Annotated in this window: 15 protein-coding genes and 2 pseudogenes; 5 read left to right on the top strand and 12 right to left on the bottom strand. The window is 37.1% G+C overall.

Features of this window, described 5'->3' with window-relative positions; translation table 11 throughout:
• Window positions 1–221: 221 nt before the first annotated feature.
• The 5 genes and pseudogenes from LDK34_RS08025 (at window position 222) to LDK34_RS08005 (ending at window position 7855) form a co-directional block, all read left to right on the top strand.
• Window positions 222–1178, top strand: coding sequence for a glycosyltransferase family 2 protein (locus LDK34_RS08025; protein ID WP_178942231.1), 957 nt, complete (start codon window positions 222–224; stop codon window positions 1176–1178).
• A 1044-nt stretch (window positions 1179–2222) separates the two neighbouring features.
• Window positions 2223–4031 carry a DUF6020 family protein gene (locus tag LDK34_RS08020; protein WP_236941651.1) on the top strand — a complete coding sequence of 603 codons (1809 nt, stop codon included), beginning with the start codon at window positions 2223–2225 and terminating at the stop codon, window positions 4029–4031.
• Between the two features lie 1154 nt (window positions 4032–5185).
• Complete coding sequence (locus tag LDK34_RS08015; RefSeq protein WP_236941650.1) at window positions 5186–5455, top strand: hypothetical protein; 270 nt, start codon at window positions 5186–5188, stop codon at window positions 5453–5455.
• 373 nt (window positions 5456–5828) lie between these two features.
• Window positions 5829–7169 (top strand): annotated as a pseudogene (locus LDK34_RS08010) (ISL3 family transposase).
• Between the two features lie 470 nt (window positions 7170–7639).
• Complete coding sequence (locus LDK34_RS08005; protein ID WP_236941649.1) at window positions 7640–7855, top strand: ATP-binding protein; 216 nt, start codon at window positions 7640–7642, stop codon at window positions 7853–7855.
• 299 nt (window positions 7856–8154) lie between these two features.
• Here the strand turns inward: LDK34_RS08005 and LDK34_RS08000 are convergent.
• The 12 genes and pseudogenes from LDK34_RS08000 to LDK34_RS07935 all read right to left on the bottom strand — a co-directional run bounded on the left by LDK34_RS08000 (window position 8155) and on the right by LDK34_RS07935 (window position 22795).
• Window positions 8155–9114 (bottom strand): annotated as a pseudogene (locus LDK34_RS08000) (glycosyltransferase family 2 protein).
• A gap of 117 nt (window positions 9115–9231) precedes the next feature.
• Window positions 9232–11343 carry a glycosyltransferase family 39 protein gene (locus LDK34_RS07995; protein ID WP_178942226.1) on the bottom strand — a complete coding sequence of 704 codons (2112 nt, stop codon included), beginning with the start codon at window positions 11341–11343 and terminating at the stop codon, window positions 9232–9234.
• A 5-nt stretch (window positions 11344–11348) separates the two neighbouring features.
• On the bottom strand, window positions 11349–12731 hold the full coding sequence (locus LDK34_RS07990; RefSeq protein ID WP_178942225.1) for a hypothetical protein: 1383 nt from the start codon (window positions 12729–12731) through the stop codon (window positions 11349–11351).
• A 15-nt stretch (window positions 12732–12746) separates the two neighbouring features.
• Window positions 12747–13367 carry a YveK family protein gene (locus LDK34_RS07985; protein WP_178942224.1) on the bottom strand — a complete coding sequence of 207 codons (621 nt, stop codon included), beginning with the start codon at window positions 13365–13367 and terminating at the stop codon, window positions 12747–12749.
• Window positions 13357–14175, bottom strand: a complete 819-nt coding sequence (locus tag LDK34_RS07980) for a LicD family protein (protein ID WP_178942223.1) — start codon at window positions 14173–14175, stop codon at window positions 13357–13359. The genes LDK34_RS07985 and LDK34_RS07980 overlap by 11 nt, the downstream gene beginning before the upstream one ends.
• 4 nt (window positions 14176–14179) lie before the next feature.
• Entirely contained in the window at window positions 14180–15079 is a 900-nt protein-coding gene (locus LDK34_RS07975; RefSeq protein WP_178942222.1) for a glycosyltransferase family 2 protein, read from the bottom strand.
• On the bottom strand, window positions 15076–16194 hold the full coding sequence (locus LDK34_RS07970; protein WP_178942221.1) for an acyltransferase family protein: 1119 nt from the start codon (window positions 16192–16194) through the stop codon (window positions 15076–15078). Before LDK34_RS07970 ends, LDK34_RS07975 begins: the two co-directional genes overlap by 4 nt.
• Window positions 16195–16384: 190 nt before the next feature.
• Window positions 16385–18658, bottom strand: a complete 2274-nt coding sequence (locus LDK34_RS07955; protein ID WP_284144510.1) for a glucosaminidase domain-containing protein — start codon at window positions 18656–18658, stop codon at window positions 16385–16387.
• A 102-nt stretch (window positions 18659–18760) separates the two neighbouring features.
• Window positions 18761–19882, bottom strand: coding sequence for an AI-2E family transporter (locus tag LDK34_RS07950; protein WP_225439167.1), 1122 nt, complete (start codon window positions 19880–19882; stop codon window positions 18761–18763).
• 17 nt (window positions 19883–19899) lie between these two features.
• The gene (locus tag LDK34_RS07945) at window positions 19900–20454 is read right to left on the bottom strand and encodes a DUF402 domain-containing protein (protein WP_178943445.1); all 555 of its coding nucleotides are present in this window, start codon (window positions 20452–20454) and stop codon (window positions 19900–19902) included.
• A 144-nt stretch (window positions 20455–20598) separates the two neighbouring features.
• Window positions 20599–21720 (bottom strand): UDP-galactopyranose mutase, encoded by a 1122-nt coding sequence (gene glf, locus LDK34_RS07940; protein ID WP_178942219.1) that lies wholly within the window; start codon window positions 21718–21720, stop codon window positions 20599–20601.
• On the bottom strand, window positions 21713–22795 hold the full coding sequence (locus tag LDK34_RS07935) for a glycosyltransferase (RefSeq protein ID WP_178942218.1): 1083 nt from the start codon (window positions 22793–22795) through the stop codon (window positions 21713–21715). Before LDK34_RS07935 ends, glf begins: the two co-directional genes overlap by 8 nt.
• Window positions 22796–22802: the final 7 nt, after the last annotated feature.

Below are 22802 nucleotides of genomic sequence, written 5' to 3'. Positions count from 1 at the left end.
TTAAACAACCGGCTACGGCGGTCATTGAACTATCGCTGCCCAGCCGATCTAATGCCTGAACTAGCTTAGCAACTAGACCACTTCTAAGAATAGATTCTTAGTGTTGCACTTGATTTGACAATTGAGGAACGCATTTACTCCACTTTATTCTCAAATTACTTTTTTTTAGCTGCCTTATATTATATCATTATTTGAATGAAGTCTGAAAAAAGGAGCTAGAAATGAAAAAATTAAGTATTATCTTACCCTGCTACAATGAGGAAGAAACTCTGCCTGACACTCTGCCCAAGCTCCAAACAATATTGAATCAACTAAAAGGCCAAAAAAAAATATCGCCTGATAGTTTTCTTCTATGCGTAGACGATGGAAGTTCAGATAAGACTTGGCAGACAATTGATAAATTTCACTCCAAATATTCAAATGTTTTCGGGGTCAAGTTTAGTCGCAATTATGGTCACCAAAATGCTCTAATAGCTGGACTTTCAGTAGCAGAAAAAAGCGCAGATCTTATGATTACCATTGACGCAGACTTACAAGATGACGAATCTACTATTCCTTTAATGGTGGAAAAATCTCAAAATGCAGATATTGTTTATGGTGTCAGAAATAACCGTGACACCGATTCTGCCTTCAAAAAAGTGACTGCAGACGGTTTTTACTGGACAATGACGCATTTGGGTGTGGATATGATCCCAAATTCAGCAGATTTTCGACTCATGTCAAAACGTGCTGTTCACCAATTCCTCAAATATGATGAAAGAAATATGTTTATTCGTGGAGTTGTTCCCCTTGTGGGTTTTAAACATGATGAAGTTCTTTACGCTAGGAAAGAACGTCAAGCAGGGGAAACTAAATATCCATTATCTAAAATGATTCGTTTCGCTTTAGACGGCATAACATCTTTTTCCATTGCTCCAATACGGATTATCATGAACGTGGGTGTGATGATTGCTTTAGTCAGCATTTTACTTTTGATTTACTCTTTAGTACAACACTTTCTTGGTAACACAACAACAGGATGGTCATCTTTGATAACTTCTATTTGGTTCCTAGGTGGCATACAGTTAATTGCAATAAGTGTAATCGGTGAGTATATTGGTAAAATATTTACCGAAGTTAAACACCGACCTAGATATACCATTGAACAAAATCAAATAACAGAATCAAACGGAAAGTAATACCATTTTTTAATGCACGACCGTTTAAAGATGTTTTTTCTCACACTATTCATTTCAAAATTCCGCACTTACAATCATAAGGAAGTACCCACTTATTAAAGTGGTTCCACAGTTTAGACTAATAAAAAGGCATTTTAATATTTATTCAAAATCTACTTCTATTGGAGTAAACTACATCCTTTTTCTACATGAAGCTTGCTAAAAAGGTTGATGCGATATTTGCGTTCATGTTTTGTGTTAAGCGTATTCCAAATAACATATAAATAAGAAAGAAAGACTTTTTTCTCAAGCGGCCTCTTCTATAAGATTACACAACGTCTAGAGTAATATACTCTTTTTAATCGTATCAACGCACTAATGACTATGAAAGCTTTTTCTTTCTAGCCTCTCTTATATAGATGCAAGGTTACAATGCTTCATTATAGTTTATAATTGAAACATTGAGATAGTCCTAAATTATTTATATCACATTGCCCTCTAATTTATGAAACAGGTACTCGCCAATTGAGTTGCTTGACTAAACTCATCAATGATTGCCTACAATTTCTGATTCATCTTTTGCTCTTACGAGTAAGTATTTTCTGTTGCCTTTTCCCATCTATCTCGGCAGGTTGGTTTAGTCTAATACTCGTTTGGTGTCCCGGACTAAACAAGTAGAAACTGACTGTTTAGGATTTGGATTGAAGTTGCTGCAATCTTATCTATAAATACACTATGTATACTTGCTTACTTAGCATTCTTAACTAAAGCGTTCTCCTAGAAAGAATTCTTGTTATGAGTTTAATAAGATTGATTACGTACTGAGTTGACCGTCTGACTATTGTGCTTTAATTCTATTGTTAAGAAAATTGCTCACGAAAGCTATTTGTGGTAAGTGCTTATGTAATTTACGATTCTTTAATTCTGAGACTTTCTGGATTTGTTCAAATTTATACCAAATCCTAATTTCAAATACCGTTCTCAAAACAAAAGTCTTTACAAGAGTCTTTATTTTAAATAATTTTAGAATAGTAATGAAACACATATGATGTTCTGGAGGAACTAATGAAACATTTACATTTAACTTCAACAATTAATTTTTGGATACTTTGTATTCTGATTGGTATAGTTAGTTTTTTACTTTCCTATATTTCGTTGTCAAAAATAATTATCAGAGGGTTTGTCCCTTTAACAATATGCTTCTTTTTGGGACTGATTTTCTTCAATTATTTGAGTAGTGAAACGATCACAAAACGATTTTCCTCTGAGGATACACACTTATCAAGTTTATTTGTTGGCCTATTTTCCGCGTTTCTGTCTGCGTGGATCATCTTCTCCTTTTTAGAACCACTCCCATTAAAACATTCAAGTTATGTTATAATTAGCTTTCTATTTTTAGGACTATTTTCATTTTTTTATTTGTCACTTATCAATTTGCATTACAGTGCAAATACTTCACCAAGTCACGAATTCCATCAAAATTATTTTTTTAATTTTTTTATAATATTCGGATTTGTTTTAAGCAATTTTTTTTCATTTATTCGATACTATCCTGGCTTGATGATGACAGATTCTATTTGGCAATGGCAACAGTTAAAAACTAATATTTATTCTAACTGGCATCCGGTTGTGGATACGCTCATCATGAAAGCCTGTATTTCTATTTGGAATACCCCAGCATCATACGCACTTTTACAATCCTGTGTATCGGTTATCGTGTTGTCCATGGTTTTCATTTACTTTTTTAACAGAAGTAACAAAGGCTTCCCGCGCTTTTTAATTCTAACAATTGCAGTCTTGACGATGGCAATGCCACTTTTTACTGTGATGAATCAGTTTATTACTAAAGATTCTTTATTTTCAACAATATCCCTACTACAAACTTATCTTGTATATAGAGTTATAAAACAACCTGAATTACTACACAAAAAAATTTGGATTTTGTCACTAGCTGTTTCTACTTTTCTTTTTGCCACATTAAGGAGTAACACCTTTATTGTTCTGTTAGCCTTTGAAGTTGTTTTTTTTACATTCAGACACACAAAAGATTACAAGAACTGGCATCTCTTATTTTTAGGGGTGGTTTTACTAAAAATACTAATTACAGGACCTGTTTATAATTCTCTGGGCGTAGAAAAAGCTGATCCAAGCGAGAGCTTCGCTATTCCAACACAAATTATAGCAGCAGTGTACGATTCTAAAGGACAAATCACACACGTTCAAAAAGAAAAGATTTTAAAAATACTACCGGATTCTCAATGGAAAACACTTTATAATCCCTTGTATGTTGATTCAATAAAATTTACAAATGGAACACAATATAATAGAAAATATATAAGGAATCATTTGACTGAATTGACTTTGCTGACTGCACAAATCTCTATACAAAACCCAAAAATTGCGTTAAAAGCCTATTACCTCCAGACACTGGCTTTTTGGAAATCAAATACTCATGTTGTCAGGATATTCGATGATAGATCCACACAACTATATTCCGTTCCATCCAGTGTTAACGTGACTAAAGATGGAAAAAGATATACTGCTCCCGGCTGGTCATATGCTAATTACTGGACTGCAGGCAGCAATTTTAAGAACTTCTATAATCGGTATCTCAAACTTTTTTATAAACCGTGGGTTCAGCTCTTAATTACACCTGCGACCATTTTTATTTTTACACTTTCATTACTTGCAATATCTGTTAGGAAATTTGGGTTCAGCATTTTATTGAGTCAGCTCTTTCCTTTTTTTACTTTTTCTACTCTTGCACTGGCTATTCCGGCATCTCAGCTCCGATACTTTACTCCTTTCTACTTAAATGTTATCTTACTTCTTTTATTACTTCTATCGACTAAAAATGATGCGGATGAGTTTTAACGTCAGGCCTTTACAATATTCGCTAACAACGAAAAATTTCATCAACAAAAATTGATTTTTCCTGTACAAATTGCTTGTATTTTGAATCTTAAGCGTATGACAAAAAATTTACTGATTTTACTGTTTCTCTAAAAAAAGTTGTTTCGCGTGTTTATTTGCCTCTCTATCGCCTGTTTGTTGACAGTAGGCCAAGCTTCATTTGAACGAGTCGATTAAGCGAACAATCGAAGTAATACAAATTAACTTGTTTTGCAACCAGCCTGGTTCCGATATCCATTCGGAGTCAGGCTGGTTAGATTTTCTTGATGATGATAGAATAAGGAATATCGCGATGCTCATTAACAGTAATTCAATGCGAAATGCGTTTAGAATTGAAGCCCCAAATATTACTTTCAATGAAAATTGTCATTTTGAAACCATCAATGCCAGGAATTCTTAGTTTTTTAGTCCATTTGACATAAGATCACTGTGAAAACTGTGGCTTGTCAGATCAACTAATTTAATATGAATGGATTTAACGCGAACCGAATCATCGTTCCTGCCAAGGGTTCACCCCCCTGCCTACCGCCTGATTTTTAAACATCGACTCTGTCAATGTCGAGCTTATCATTCGTATTTGACGAGTTTGGGACATAACTCAAAATAAATTGACCCGAGAAAAGTGATTTTTGCTTTTCTCGAGTCAATTTTTGGCCCATCGTCAAGTGAAGTTGATAGGTTATTTTTATAGTATCTAGGCCGTCTTTGGTCTAGGTACTCTTTTCTTTGGTTTCTTTTCGATCTTTATGAACCAGATAATGCGTATCCTAATTCGGTTCATAAAATTATCCCAATTACGATTGTAAATGGCGGTTATAAAATGTAGGGAAATGGCAGTTGAAAACTGTCGGTTTTCCTACATTTTTTGATACCATAAATCACATTGACAACTGGGAGGTTATCAACTGTGAGACATGCCATCCGTCAAGGAGTGAAACACTACGTGAGTGAAAATTTTTAAACCTAATTATGCTGCATTAGCTCGCCAATATGGCGTAGATTATCGGACCGTCAAACGCGCCTATGAAGAAGCAAAAACATTACTAAATGTACAAGTGCTAAAGCCATAACGCCCCAGCTTATTTGATCCATTTCGCCAAGTTATTGAAGATAAAATGGAACTCAACTGTTCTGCAATGGCGATATTTAAGTTCATTGAGAAAAAGGGCTTCACCGGGAAGTACACGATTGTTCGTGAGTATTGTACCAAGCTACGGAAAGCCAAGATTCATAAGACCACCATTAGGGTCGAATATACACCGAAACTGTCCGCACAAGTCGATTGGAAAGAAGAAATGGTCCTATATAGTCGTGACCCATATCGATTCAACATCTTTCTGTACGTGTTCTTATTCAAAATTAAAGTATCTCACCCTGATTTTTGAGCAAAGACAAGACACATTATTTCAATGTTTAGATGATGCATTTAAGAGCACCGGTGGTGTTCCTCAAGAGATTTGGTTCGACAATATGAAACAAGTTGTGGATCACTCGAAATCTGCATTTGGTAAGGCATCATTGAACGGTTTCGCCAGTTTAGCCAGGACGCTGAATATCATCCGATTGTGTGTCGTCCATTTCGACCACAAACTAAAGGTGTCATTGAATCACTTGGACGAACAACTGAACGATTGCGACCATATAACTATGAATTCGACAGTGGTGTTGAGCTGATCAACCTAGTCGATGAACTCTGTTACGATCTAAATCATGATGTTTCTCAAGCAACAGAAATAATCCCACAATTAAAATTCGACCATGAAAAAAAGGATATCGCCATTGCTTTATCCTTCCACGACCAAGTTTCAAGATAATATAAGAAAGCGGCGATATCCCATGTCTGATTCTACTAAAGTTCTGCTCAATATTGAAGATAAAAATGTTTTTATTGATGAGGTTGTCCGTGATGACCAGGCAATTCAGGTTAAGGCTCACCTAACCTATGTCCCTAAGGCCTGTTCAGAGTGTGGTGTGTTGAATCAACACTCGATTATTAAATATGGCTGGCGAACGGTTCATGTTCGCTTACCAAAAACGGGTGAATGGGCTGTCGTCATGCATTTACGTAAGCAATACTTTGAGTGTCACGCATGCCGTGGACACTTTTTGGCTCATACTAATATCGTGAATCGTAACTGCTCAATATCTTACAACACGCATCAGGCTTGCTTAGCGAAGCTAAACGAATCCGTCTCAATGAAACACATTGCCCAGGAACTGAACACCTCGCCAAACTTCGTTTCGCGAGTGTTGAATCGTTTTTCATCCGATTTTAAAACGGACTATCATCATCTTCCAACTGCTCTCCAAATCGATGAAATCAAGAGCACCAAGGATGCCCAAGGTTCGATGAGCTGTGTTCTGATGGACGGTGACCACCAGCTGTTCCGAGACATTCTTGACGTCCGGACCTTACCAGCCCTGACGCGTTATTTTAAACGTTATGACCTTGAAGTCCGGAATCAAGTTCGTTTCCTGGTGACGGACATGAACTATACCTATCCACAATTGACGGAAGAAATTTTTCCCAATGCGATTGTGATCATTGACCGATTTCACATCATAAGTACTATTTAACATGGCTTAAATAAGACCCGTATTGAAGTGATGAAACAATTTGAGACATCATCGCGTGAATATAAGGCGCTTAAAAAATATTGGAAATTATTACTCAAGCCGGCCGCAAAACTGGATTATAAGAACTTTCATCGCTTCACTCATTTTAAATACTTCACTACCGAAGTTGACGTTATCGATAATTTACTAAGCTTAAGTCCTGAATTGGCACAAGTTTACGCTTACTCACAACGTTTTTGCGGGGCCGTCGGGACACATACCGAAGAATTACGCAATACCTTGGCCGATTCCGTCGGGGCACCTGAAACCTTTGAGACGTGCTTAACGTACATTCGTGAGCATCCTGACTACATTGAAAACACCTTGAGGCACAAAGATTACTCCAATGGTCCCTTGGAAAGGACGAATAATCGGATCAAGGTTCTTAAACGATCTGGCTATGGCTACAAGAGATTTAAGAATTTTCGTCTGCGCATCCTTATTATGTTAAGGACAAAAACAAAACACCCAATCATCAAATGATGATTGGGTGCATTACGGTCGTTACCAACAACAGTTGACATAGAACCCAAATACTCCGTAGATTCGCAATATATTGGCTGTAGTTGACGTTGTCCTGACCAATGATGATTGGCATTTACAGATTTAGCATAACGGAGCTGTCATTCGAAAGCGCGCCATAACCACACAGCGATTCAATTACAATTCGAAGGATCAAGTCCAACTTCTGAAATCTGATCTACTCAAAGAGCACAGTGATCAAGATATTCAAGCTTATATCAATGAGCACTTATCACAATATGACAAACTTTAGGAGATGATACAATGGCGGCTAAATTTCAGACGTTATTATTTTAAATGATTTTGGGCTAGAAGAACACATGAACGCCTATTTACCAGCATATATAGACGAAATTAACCAGCAATCGATGACTTTTTCCTGAAGTACTAACCTCGAATTACAGGGTCGCCACGAGCGCCAACAACAGCGAATGATCGACCGTGCTCATTTTCCAAAAACTAAGACGATGGAGAGCTTCGACTTTCAGCCGAATATCAATCGTCAAGAAATTCTAGGGTTTAAGGATTTAGCCTTTATGAAGAACCAAGAAAACTTAGTTTTCATTGGCAGTCCAGGGGTTGGTAAGACTCATTTAGCAATCAATATTGAACTGGCAGCCTGTCAGCAAGGTCAGCGAACTATCTAATTGGGTTAAAATCTTCCAGGATTCAGCCATTACGACAGCCATATTTGATTGACTAGTTCATCATGCGCATATCGTTACGATTACTGGCAAGTCGCACAGCCTAAAAAGCACAATTGACTGCCATAAATCTACATTTCTTCACCGCCCTTGACAATGAACCGCGTCAAGATCCGTCTCGGTTGGTTCAAAAGGATTGAAAAAGCCCCAAGAAAAAAGTATCTAGACCAACGGCGGCCTAGATACTATGAAAATAATTCATCAATTACACATGACTATGAACCAAAAACACATATTAGCAACTAGCTATTAATGTTTTTTAACCTATCAAATTGTTCTTGAACTAAAACAAGTCTAAATTCAAATTCTCTGTGTTCTCTCTGTACATTAGAATCTAGAATCAAACCGGCTGTATAAGATAGCATACCAAGAATTACAAGAAATCCGCAAACGATGAGCGTCGGAAAGTTTCTAACAAGTCCTGTCTGTATAAAAGGAATCCAAACTTTTGGGAAAAATAAAGCAGCCCCCAATATTAACAAAATAACAGAAATCACTCCATAAAATCTCAACGGATGATAATTCCTAAATAAAGAAAAAATCTTTTTCAAAACCTTGAATCCATCACTAAAAGTGTTCAACTTTGAATCACTTCCAGCAGGACGATCACGGTACTCAATTATTTGATTACTGATAAGCATATTATTTTCAATCGCTAATATGCTCATCTCTGTTTCAATTTCAAACCCATGAGACAAGACTGGATAAGTCTTGACAAATTGATATGAAAAGGCTCGAAAACCGGTCATTACATCTTTAATATCATTTTTAAAAAAAGTATTAATACCTTTTCGAACAATAATATTTCCGAAGTTGTGAAAAAGCCTTTTATTTTCTTGGAAATAACTTGAAGACAGTCGGTCCCCAACAACCATGTCGACATGTTTCGTAAGGACCACATTCATCATATCAGGAATTGATTCTGCCGGATATGTATCGTCCCCATCTATCATAATATAACATTCAGCCTCAACTTCTCTGAACATTCTTCTTATCACATTCCCTTTTCCCTACTGATACTCATGCCTAATTATCGCTCCAGCAGTGGAAGCTTCAGAGACTGTATCATCATTTGAATTATTATCGTAGACATAGATTTGAGTATTTAAAATATTTTTTGTAGCAGCAAAGCAGTCAGAAACAACCTTACGTATTGTCCTACCCTCATTGTAACATGGAATTAATATCGCTAATTTATCCAAAATATTCTCCCTTTTCAAACCCTAAAAACATGAAAATAGCTTTATAACCTTCAAAAAAGCAATAATTGACTTCGCCATACATAAATTAATATCTATAACGTCTGTTTAATTCTTAATTCAACAAATTCTATGATCAACAAAACGATACCTTTCAATAATCACAACAAAACTAGAAAACACTAAAATCAACACAAGATAAATTCCAACTAGTATTGATCTCCTAACATTGTATCCGTTTGTTTCTTTAAACACAGAATAAGCCAGGGATCGAAATGGTGAACGGCCAAACACATAAGGAGTCATTTGATAGCCACCAGTACTCAAGTGATAAAGGCTTAATTTATTGAATCCATTGTTTTTAATTAAAATTGAGTACGTTCCAGCCGGTTGAGTCTGCGTTTGCAGTTGAAAATTAAAATCGCTTGAATTATCAGTCAAAATGCTCGAAGTGAAGTTAATCGTTTTATTATGTGCATTTAATAGTTTGACTTCGACATGTTTGTCCAATGGCAATTGAACTTTCACAGTATTAAACGACTTACTTGCTTTAATTTTCTGTTTGACCATATCATTATGGGTGAAAACTTGTATTTTATTGACCTGTATTTGATTCGCAGACATATTTTGCATAGGAATTGATTTAGTCAACTGCCAGTTGTCTGCAATTCCCCAAGAAGATAATCCCATTCCCAATACAGCAATTCCAATACATAAAAATCTCCAAGAATTGGTCTGTGTACTCCGAGCGTTTTTTTTGATTCGCCCAATCATGCTAACAAGATCATTTATGCCAGACCCACCGATAATAAATAGAAAAGGCAACGCAATAAAGGCGTATCTATTTTCCGCTTCCCACATTAAAGCATGAAACAGGAAAATACCTATAATTGAGATTACACCCCAGTACCATGAAAAGAAAGATCTATCTCGCCCAATTCTTAGCGCCTGTAGCGCACACGAAAATGCCGCTAAAAAAAGAATACTAGTATATATAACCTGATTAACATTCAACCAAACTGTGTTCTTATTACCTATCAGCACATTGAATCCCTTTGAATAGTCTCTGTACTGATTAAGTACTGAATATGAACTAACTGCAGAATTCTGCCACTGCAAAATAGATTTATCTTGCATTTGAGATAAAAAGCCTGCGAGCCTCATTTTATTCAATCGCTTTAGAATTATCTTAGTATCCGCTTTTTTCTTCTCATTTAATGTGTGCTGTTTAACAGTGTATGCATAGTCTTCACTACTAACCGCCCCATGGGAACTAGAATTCAACCCCATCATAGTCCAATGCTGCCAAGGAATTTTATATTCTGTCTTATTACGATACCCAGCGACATTTTGTGCGGATTTTGTTAAGTAGACGGTACCCATAGTTATCAACACAAAAATCAAAAGCATTGAACCCAATGTTTTGATTTCTTTTTTAGTCCATCCTTTTTTCAAAAACAAAGCAAAAGCTATTATCAAAGCTATTATGTAAACTGCCAAGTTTGTTTTCATTTCAAACCCGATAAGAATAAATATAACTCCGAGGCCAAAATATACCAACCCAATTTTTTTATCTGATCTATCAAAGAACTTTTCAAAAAAGAGTGCTGCCAATGGCGGAAAAGACACTGCCAGTGCATCTGGATAGAAAAATAATGACATCGCGTAAAATGGGAAAAAGAGAGTCATCAATATAAAAACTAACGCTGCAATGTTAATATTTGTCCTTTTTTTTAAAACCGTAAAAACACAAAATAACATCAAATCAAACAAGAAAAACATAATCAAGTTGAGAACGATTGATATTTTAACTGTGGAAAACATCGGAAAAATTTTTAAAATTAAGACTAAAATTAAGACTGGGTTTACATTGTTAGGAAATGACGAAAAATATGAAGACCAGTGTCCGTCTCCTTTGGCGACAGCATACCCTTGCATCATAATTTCTTTTCCATCCCAAACGTTGTTACCTATAAAATGTAAGGCCATGTACACCTGCAAAGCCACCGAAATAACAAAAAAAAGAATCAAAAAAATGTAAGTTTGAAAATTACCTCTTTTGAAGAAATAAAACAAAAAAATTAAAACCATTAATGTCGCAAGTACTCCAGCCAAAAGTAACGGCCAAGAAAACATTCCGGCCACATTTTTGCTAATCGTTAAAGAAATGATGGCTAGGTATAGGAAAAGAAGCGTCCCCAACCAAGCAACACCTTGTTTTAGTAATTGCAATTAGCTCACTCCTTTTCAATTTGTACTTTTAATATTTTTAAACTCTGGATATAGAAAAAAATACAAATCAAGATATAGTACTCTGACCATGAAAATACCAAAAGAGACAAAACGAAAAACATAATTAAAAAAATTTCGAACGCGTCTGACGTTACATTATACAGCACAATCTGAGCGTCCGATTTTTTGTTTTTCACGAAGCTTTTTTTAAAACCAATTACATTTGACAATTTTTTATATAGATACGCGAGCGGTGGCAAAACCAATATGGCTCCATATTGTGCTAACCACCCTCCCCAAACGCTTAACACTGGATAACCTGAAATCGCATAAACATTGACATATTCCCAGTTATTTTTGGACCATGCTGGCGCATTTTGAACCAAATAAGGGCCTGCCCATCCATTTCCAATACCAATAAAGGGGTGATCTAAAAAAGTTTTCAATAACGCTATGGTACCTCCTGCACGATTTTCGGTACCAGATTTTTGAAATAAATATTGATTGAGAAGATGACGAACAACGGGAAAAGTGACGTAAGCAATAATCATGAATAAGACACTAATCAGTCCGAGAAAAGTCAGAATAAGTCTGTCATGATGATTTGCCTTCCAAAATAGTAATATTAGCGACAATCCAATAACGATGAAACCTGTAGTAGTTTTAGCGAAAAATAAGATGAGCAGAGTAACTATAAAAGTTACCTCAATAATAAATTGACTTTTTTTGCTTTTATCCGTTGAACTCCAGAAATTGAAATGGTTAGCAATCCCAGAAATCAACAAGGGCAAAAATGTTAAACCAACTTGTCCAGCTAAATAACCTGCTTCAGCCTCAAAACCATTAATTCGCCCCATTGTAGTTGCATAACTACCGTTGTCATAGAAATTACGACCATGCCACCTTTTTTCAAACAAGGTCCCCATAAGATTAACCCATCCGTGCATATAAGGTGTCACAGCCGCAATGATTTGTGGAATCAAGACAACCAATTCAAAAACAATCAGTGTAACAATGGTAGATCTGATGAATGTCAAAATGTTTTTTGACGTAACTACAGTTAACTGAATTGCGTAATAAGCCAATATGACAGTTACGACTAAACCAATTATATCGACAAAAGAAGTGCTTACCCCGATTCCTTGTATGGAATCTCCGTATGTTTCATATGAACGTCCAATTGCCCAAAACTGTAAAACCAGAACCAACAACACATACAAAATTGTTGCCCTAGGAATATGTGGTTTGACTAAAGTGTCAGTTCTTTGACTGGCCTGGAAAAGCACTAATATAAATAAAGCTACAAATGGTAGCCCGGCAATTGTTCCAGGAAGACCATAAGAGAAAACCTTAGTAAAGAGCGAAATTGGAATTAAAATACCAGACATTTTTATGACCTTACCTTATTTTCGTTGATTCCTAATTAAGTCAATCCCGAACGACAGCAATGCTCCTAAAACCACCCCGGCTGCCAAACCGTAAATGGACAATTTCTTTACATTAGGTATCACCGTTTTCGACACTGCCCGTTGATTTGCATTTGCCAAAAGTCTAATTTTAGCCGAATGTTTAATATACTGAGGTAACGTATCCTTAGCAACCTCTGCGGTAACGTTCGCCATTTTTATTGCAACTGCAGGATCGTTAGCTGTTGTATTGATTGTCATCGACGCTGAGTTTGGTGCCGGCACAACGACAACTTGCTTTGAAATGTTTTTCTTAGTATAGCTAAAGTTCTTGGTTGCCTTCATATCATTATAGACGGGCGTCATTACTACTGGATCATTAATTATGCTAGCGTACGTATTCATGCTTAATACATCAGCCTGAATTAAGTTAGCTTCCTTTGTAACGTCGCCAGTATGATAAACCGTAATTGTCCGTTGTGCAGTGTATGTTGCAGTCTGACGATGACTAAAGAATAGATAAGTTGCCCCACCCAACAAGACACCCGATAAAATCACAATAATAATATTGTGCCAAAAAATTTTCCAAAGATCAGATATTGAATAGTTAATTTTCATCCTTAGGAATTCCTTTCTCTGCAGAAATTACTGTTAACTTATGATCCACTCGTTCATCCTTCGGTGGGAGCTTCATATAGTCGCCATAGGAATATGAAAGATAGGCTGCATAATCAATCGGAGCCTTTAGTTTTAAACCTTCAAAAGATAAATCCGCTGTTGTATTGAACCATTTAGCCTGAAGAAAGTAGTCAACTGACAAGGCCCCACTTGCATCCGCCAGCAAAGTGCTCGTTTCATTGTTATGTTTTCTAGCAACTTTGTCCAACCGCTTCGAAAAACGTCTGGCACCAATCAAATGTGTTATTCTGACAACCAATCGTTTGATAATATTCCGATGTAAGCTGTATTTTTGGATTGAAGTCATGACACATTTCCTTAAAAATGCCTCATGCCACAAAAAAACTTTTCGCCGTGTCGACCCAGACGGGCACACATCGAGTGGAAATAAATCAACAAACAGTCCATACCCATTTATTTTAAATTTATTTGATTCTAGCACTTTAGTAGATGTATCAACTAATTTTGCGTACGAATAATAATAGGATTGATCGTTATCAATACTAAGAGCCCTGTACCCACTTTTGGGATTGATCAGTTGAATTAATCGTTCATAATCAGAACGCTTCAAATAGACGTCAACATCGTCATCCCAAGGAATAAAGCCTTTATGTCTAACAGCACCAATCAACGTGCCACCGCAAAGATAATACTCAATGTTATTTTCTCTGCAAATATGATCCAAATATTCAAGCATCCGCAACTCGTGCCCATGAATTTGCCCTAATGTTAATGTATCTTCACCCATACTGTTAAAGCCTCTCTTTGGGAAATTGTATCTGAGGGTTAAAAGCCAATCCCGCGAGCATTCCTTTAAATATATATCTGATTCTGAGCCATTTATGGTCTTTGCTATGATGCAAGACCTTATGTACAGAATAAAATTCACGTAGAATCTGAATTGTAAAACCCTTTACACCATCATGATGCCTTTCAGTGTAGAGGGAATTTCGAAAACTATAAAAGTATCTCGGAATTCTCCCAATGGTATCTGTAACAATATCAACTCCGTGATTAGCCCCCATTTTATGCGTCACAAGACTACTACATACACAATAACTCTTATATTTTTTTGATATTCGCCAAGTAAATTCATAGTCGTCTCCCCACACAAAAAATTCTTTGATAGGCAAACCAACTTCACGAATAATTTTAGTTGAAACTAGAAGTGACACAAATGAAGCAGCCTTCACCTGAATAAGCCCCTGCTGAGCCAGCTCATTCCAGTAACTCGTTGTGTACGGAATATTCATTACGGCAGCACTGTCGTCCGTCCATCGCACATTACTACACATAAAGCCCGTAGATTCAACTGAGCCGGAGACGATTGGCTTAAGCAGCTGATCTAAACAATCTTTCTGAGGAATCGTATCATCATCCATAATCCAAACAAAATCATTTTCCACATTTTGCATGGCTTGATTAATTCCTATTTGAAAACCGCCCGCTCCGCCTAGATTCTTGCTTGGCGTGTACACTTTTATTCTAGCGTCATCTGTTTGTTTCAAATAATCAGACGTGCCGTCGGTACTCTGATTATCAACGATAATCAACTGGTGAACTTTGTACGTTTGATTCAAAATTGCTGAAATGCTCTCTTTCAACAATTCTAACCTATTGTATGTCACAAGCACGGCACACACGTTTTTCATTTTTGATCTCCTTGTTTGATTAAGTTCTTTGCATTCTTAACTTGAAATCTAAATGGAAAGTTTCTATTTAGATAAAAGCTTCTTAATCCCTTGATGTGAGGCATTAATAGCATCATTACCGTTGGTATTAAAAGTCTGTAAGCATAAACAATAATTAAAAACAGATATTGATTTTTCACAACTGGATAAACATAAACATCTAGTAGCGCAATTAATGACACATACGATAAATCAAATGCATGAAAACAAAACACAACAATTGATTGGCTACCATACTTTTTGAAAATGTTCGTTAAGATACGTGAATGTTTTTCAATTTTTTGAGAAATCCAAAAAACAATCATGCTACCGCCAAAAGCACCCATGAACTGCTCTAAGTAGTACGGCATTGAAGCCGCTGAGAGCTGTAAAAATGATATGTGAGCGGAGTATAGCCAGAGAAGTAAGCTTATCACAAGAACTGGCCATTTAATATTCTCTGCCAATTCACTTTTTTTCAACAAATAGCCACCGTACAAAAAGGGCTGCACTAGCAAGGCCGAGTTCGTAGCCCATGGTAAGAAAACGACTTGATTGATAGCAATCCCCATTACCGCGTATGTCAAGAAAAGTGCCAAACGTAGCAAGCTGTTTGACTGGTTGGTTAGACGCATACTCAAATTAAAGATTTGAATAGCAACAAACATCGCCATTAAGAACCATGTCGCGCCAATTGCAGGGATTCCTGCAGAGTGTGCTGGTCCACCGCCAAATCCGTACAAAACAGCTAGCAAAAATTGAGGGATACTCATTGAACTATACATAACAGGATTATGCTGCCAAATCATGCCTACAATAACGGCAATAAATGCGAATACGGCAGTCATCAGGTATGGCAAAATCAGATTGCAAAGGCCGCCTTTTAATTCTGTCTTTAACGTTTTTTCGCGATAAAAGTACCCACTAACAATGAAGAAGATAGGCATATGAAACGCAAAAATAACATGAGCCACATAACTATTGTAATTTAATTTCACATCAAAAATAGAGTGACCTAAGATCACAGCCAGAATCGCTATGCCCCTAGCAATGTCAACCCAAGCCACCCTTTTTTTCTTAACAATTCCTTCACTCATACTTTGTTCTACCTTTCAAGTTCGTTCTATGTTTTAATCTTTAAACTACTGTTAATATAAAAATAATACGCAACCCACGGCTAACAAACAAGTTTAATCGGAAAACTATGGTAAAAATGTAATTTTAGCGCTAGAAAATGCGAAAAGGTTGCCGTTTAGAGCAACCTTTTCAGTAAAAGCAATTCATTAATTAACCGACGTCCATTTGGCCCTCATTATTAAAATGATAGGCTTTTCCACTGATTGTGACCCAACCAGTCTGCATGGCGCCACTTTGGTTGAAGAAATACCAGTGACCATTAATAAATCGCCACCACGTCGCCATTTTACCGGAACTAGGATCAAGATAATAGCTCTGGCCATTGGAAGTAAACCAATTGGAAATCATCTGACCACTATCATTAAAGTAATACCAGCCATTATTAACAAAATGCCAACCAGTCTGCATAGCGCCACTATTGCCTAAATGATACCAGCCCACGCCATTGTTCTTCCAACCAGTTGCCATGGAACCATTACTATTCAAAAAATACCATGAATTATTATTCCATAGCCACCAAGTTTGCATGGCGCCAGAAGCATCCGGATTCATATAGTACCAAGTATTATTATCGAGAACCCAACCAGTCTGAACTGCGCCACTGCCGTTTGTATGATACCAGGTACCAGAAGGATTTACCCAGCCAGTCTGCATGGCCCCATTACTACCTAAGAAGTACCACTGATTATTCTGATCCAGCCACCAGCTTTGCATGGCACCAGAATTATCAGGATTCAAATAATACCAATCGTTATTATCCTGAATCCATCCCTCTTGCATCGCACCACTGTTATTCATGTGATACCAAGAACCAGAAGGATTTACCCAGCCCGTTTGCATTGCACCGTTAGTACCCAAGAAATACCACTGATTGTTCTGGTTCAGCCACCAACTTTGCATATATCCTTGATCATTTGCGTAATACCAGTGGTTACTATCATCGGTAAACCAACCCTTAGACACATCCCCATTGCTGTTCGTATATTGCCAACCATTACTAGTGTTTTGCCAGCGGCTAACATTCATGGCTTCTGTGTCCCAATCCGTCAAACCATATGTCTTGATGATGTTGTACAGAGAAGATGAATACACCGGATCAGTAGCATAACCGTCTTGCCGAATCAAGACACAGGCCGTCCAAGCATCCTTTTGCCAGAGTAAATTGCTATAACGTGAATTTTGAACTAAGAAGAGAGCATGGTCGAGAATGCTACTTGAAGCATCTGGATAAACTCTAAAATAGTCATTAATGGTAACTAGGCCATTACCGTAATCTTCTTGCGTTGGTAACAAAACTGAGTGCCCATTATAAGAGCCCTTAATTCCGAATAAGTTATGATAATTCATTGCCAATGAGGATTGTCCCCATGCAGATTCCAGAATGGCTTGAGCGGCCGTTAGTGAAGGCAACACACCGTACTCACGCCAACTATTGAGTGCACCCTGTTTAATACTGTCCAAAAATGCATTTACATACGAGTATGAAGACGCATCAACTCGAACAATTTGTTGTGGCTGTCCAGTTTCCTGATAGTTTTCTGTAGCCGCACTCTTCGCGGCGGAAACCTCTGCAGAAGTGGCCTCTTCATCAAGATTGATTACATTGACAGGCATCGTTGAGGCCGCAACGGTTCCATTCGCAATGCTTTCGGTGCTATCGACTACTGGAGTGTTAGAGCCAGCCGCAGATTGATTACGAGAATTATCACTGGTTATTTCAGATTTCCCTTCTGAAAAAGAAGACTTAGTGGTACTAGTTTTTCCCGCTTCGTTTACATTTACAACACTGGATTTCACTTGCGAACTTGAATTTTCTGAACTTGTCTCAGTACTTGCTGATGCATTCAACTTTACAGAAGATTCACTTGTAGCCTTGGAATCATCAGCGTTTTTTGTCGTTTCAGTAACGCTTGTTGAAATAGCCTTTTCATCAGTAGAGGGCACTGAACTTGAAGCGCTGATATTACTGTTGAATTTATTAGCACTATTTGAAACATCTGTGTTCTTTACTGCAGAGCTTGTTACGCCGGAGAAAACAGACTGATCATTACTCGTCACACTTGAAGAAGATGACTTTGCAAAACCTGTATTACTCGGGGCGCTTGAAACAGATGACTTTGCAGCACTTGTCGTACTTGAAACAGACGAATTTGCAACACTATCAGTAGCGACACTGCTAGACTCAGATTTTGCCTCACCTAAATTAATAGAATTGCTATTGTCATCCTTATTTCCTAAGGCTTGAGATTGACCGACCGAAACGGTGCTTGAGACTGCATCGCTAACCGCACCTGAACCAGCATCTGCATGAGCATCTGCGGTGTGGGTCGTGACACCCAGAGCCATCGTTCCAATCGTCAAGCCGGCCACAAGCCAAGCCTTTCCTTTTTTATACATTTTAAAATGAGTTTTATTAGATGCCAACGTTAAATAGACCCCTTTTTCTTAATCGCCATAATTAACTATACCAACAGAAATGATAACAAACTGACTTTTCATTTCAGTTACATTCATTATTCATTTCTGTTATTCATTTGACGCATTTTCGTCACTATCCAAGTGAAAAATGTTCCAGACGTATTGAACAATAGTTCTAAGAACCGCATAAAATGGAATTCCAAGTATCATTCCTGGAATGCCAGCCAAATGTCCAGCCGCTAACAATAAAATTATAATAGTCAGAGGATGAATCTTTAAAGTCTTACCAATAATATTTGGGTAAATAATGTTTCCATCAACTTGTTGTACAACCAAAACAACAACAATGACCCAAATGATTTTTTGAGGTGCTAAAATCAAAGTCACAATGATGGCTGGCGTGATACCAATATACGGGCCAACGTATGGAATAATGTTACATAAACCGGCAATAATTCCGAGTAATATACCGATGGGCAATCCAATTAGCATGTAGCCCATACTAGTGAAAAAGCCAACAAACAAGCATTCAATAACCTGACCAGAAATATATTGCGAAATTGTTTCACTCATTTTAAATAACAAATCAATAATCGGTTGTTTTCTTTTAGAAGGTAAAAATTTAGAAATCGCAGGAATAAATTTGTTACTGTCCTTCAGCATGTAAAACAAAATCACAGGAACTGTAATAGCAGTAACCGTGACATTAGTCACCGTCCCAACGATTGATCCAAGACTATTACTCAAATTTTTTATAAATGTTTGAGCCCATGTTGAAAATGACTTTTCAAGACCTTTTACATAGTGATCCACATTTTCATTTTGAAGTATGTGAGAATCTCCAATATATTTAGTGATCACCTTTTGTGACTGTGCCGCAATGTGTGGAACGTTTGAGATTAGTTGTCCAATCTGTGTCGACAAAATCGGGATCAATGAAAATATTCCCAACAAAACTATGCCCAGCAAAGAAACAATTACAATAGCTGTTCCTCCAGTTCGATTAATACTGAAGCGTCCAACTCTGACTTTCATAAGTAATTTCACCAATGGATTCAGCATATAAAAAAGAAAGCCTGAAATTATTAGTGGAACAAAAATGACAGATATAAAAGTACCAATTGGTCGGAATAGAAAACCCATCTGCGTCAAAACCCAAACAAACGTCGCAATTGCCAGTGCAACCGCTGACCAATAAAGGATATTTTCATGCCTTAACTTATCAAAAATATTAATCACCTATCAATCTATAGAAAAGATTCATTTTCTTTGTAATTCGTTTTCAATAGCATTCGATAACGTCGATACCATAAATCAATGTATTCTTTTGAAAACGGTCCCTTAGCATTGTTGATCCAGTCAACTAACACTTTAACATTGGATTTTAAAATCATATCCAGTTCTTCACTATATTCCCATTTCAGGCCATGTGCTTGATACTCATCAACGTCTAAAAGCTTCTTTTCACCATTAGGGAACACTTTCACGTCTAAATCATAATCCACATATTTTAATGCTTCTTTATCCATTGTAAAAGGTGAGGCTAAGTTACAGTAATACGAAACACCATTATCTCGAATCATCGCAATAATATTAAACCAATAGTGGCGATGAAAATATACAATTGCCGGTTCCCTTGTCACCCATCTTCGACCATCATCTTCTGTAACTAATGTATGGTCGTTAACACCAATAAATTCATTATCTGTATTTTTCAAAACCATCGTGTCCCGCCATGTGCGGTGCAGACTTCTATCATGTTTATAACTTTTTATGGCAACAAATTCGCCTTCTCTGGGCATATTCAATTTTTTCACCTCTCAAGATAGTATAGCAAACTTTTCTTCATATATAACTCAAAGCAGAAAACTATCAATTCGCAAAAAAAGGACATCAATCATGATGTCCTAAGCTAATCAAATTAAAAATATTAACTAAATAAATAATTATTTGAATTCATTAGAAACTGCTGTCAGTGCTGCATGAATAACCTGATGCATATCATAATACCGATACATACCGAGCCGTCCACCAAACAAAACTTTGGGCTCTGATTCAGCAAGCTTACGATATTGCGAATACAAGTCATTATTTACCTTGTTGTTAACCGGATAATACGGCTCGTCGCCTCGTTTCCAAGTAGCTGGATATTCTTTAGTAACAAAGGTCTTCCCCTTATCGCCTTTGCCAAACTCAAAATGTTTGTGTTCAATTACACGCGTATAAGGTGTCTCAGCATCTGTGTAATTAATAACAGCATTTCCTTGATAATTATCAGTGTCCATCTCTTCGGTTTCAAAACGAAGTGAACGGTATTGCAATTCTCCTAGTTGATAGTCGAAAAATTGATCAATCATGCCGGTGAAGATAATGCGTGGGTAATCACGCAGATATTCTTCCTTTTTATCAAAAAAGTCCACGCCGGTTTCAACATCAATCAGATCATTATTCAACATTTTTTCGACAATCTGCGTATATCCACCGATTGGGATGCCCTGATACGTATCATTGAAATAGTTGTTATCAAATGTATAGCGGACTGGTAAACGACGAATAATGAAGGCTGGTAAATCAGTTGCTTTTTGTCCCCACTGTTTTTCCGTGTAGCCCTTAATCAATTTAGTATAAATATCTGTTCCAATTAAAGAAATTGCCTGTTCTTCCAAATTGCGAGGTTCCTTGTCGCTAATGTTGGCAGCAGCCTTTTGTTCCTCAATTTTTGCTTTTGCCTCAGTTGGAGTTGTGACACCCCACAGTTTATTAAATGTATTCATGTTGAAGGGTAAATTATACAGTTCACCCTTGTAATTTGCTACGGGAGAATTTGTGTACCGATTGAACTCTGCAAATTGTTGAATATAGTCCCAAATGTCCTTATCAGACGTGTGAAAAATGTGAGCACCATACTGATGAACCTGAATGCCATCTTGCTCTTTCGTGTAAATGTTTCCAGCGATATGACTGCGCTTTTCAATCACTTTAATACGTTTACCTCTTTTTGCAGCTTCGTAAGCAAACGTAGCACCAAACAAACCCGAACCGACAATTAAATAATCATAATCAGCCATTAACTTTCTCCATTTCTTGTAAAGCCTTCACGACATTATTTACATATTCATCATAATGAAACTGGTGAACTGAACCTCGAATTTGGTCCTGAGATGGTAATTGATCTTTGTGTTCAATGATGTTGGTAATCTTTTTTGACAGCGAATTAACATCACCGAGCGGATATAAAGTACCATTTTGACTCGATACAATATCACTCGGACCAGTGGGACAATCAGACGAAATTAAGAATAACCCGCGAGATGCCCCCTCAATTAGGACCATCGGGAAGCCCTCATATGTTGAAGTTAGCAAAAGAACATCTGCAACGGTTATTTTTGACCAGGGATTCTCGACGAATCCGTGCCAGGTTAAATGGTCCTTAATGCCCAATTTTTCAGCAAGCCGAGGCGCTTCATCACGATCCTCACCATCTCCATATAAGTCTAAGTGCCAATCTAAATCAGCATTTAGTTTCGACAGAGAAACTAATAACTCACGTATATTCTTTTGACCGTCAAGAATCGTTCTTCCGAGATAGACAAATCGATTGCTTGCCTTAGACCTAGCAATTGGTCGATCAACTGACTCAACTGGATTAAAAATCAACTTTACCCGAGCAGGTGAAATGCCTGCGTCCATCAGCTCTTCTTTAATTCCTGTACTAATCGCAAAGTAATAATCAGCACGTTTTAAAAAAACATTTCTAATCGGTTTACGTTCTAATGAGTAATGATACCAAGCAATCACTTTTGTGCGTAGCTTATGTCGCTTGCAAAACTCGTAAGCCATGCTCCACATCAATGGGTTCGTGCTAACAACAAAATCAAATTTTTGGTCTCTAAGCACTCGTGAAATCTTAGAATACAATGTCAAAGCGTACTGCACGTTTCGTATCCTGCGATTTTTCGCCATGTTAACAATTTCCACGGGACGATTGCGCGCCCAAGCATCATTCACTGTCCCACCAAAATCTATTACTTTCAGATTAACATTTTGAGGATCGACGGTCGCAAAGGCATCACAAAAATTAGCGATAACCTTTTCTGTACCCCCATACCCATTCATAAATGGTGTCAAAATCAATAAATCCATGGTTTTT

This window comes from Furfurilactobacillus milii, assembly GCF_021654115.1.
In the GTDB taxonomy this organism is placed as follows: domain Bacteria; phylum Bacillota; class Bacilli; order Lactobacillales; family Lactobacillaceae; genus Furfurilactobacillus; species Furfurilactobacillus milii.
Note: the sequence above shows the minus strand (reverse complement) of the source record. Positions and strands in the feature narration are given on the sequence as shown.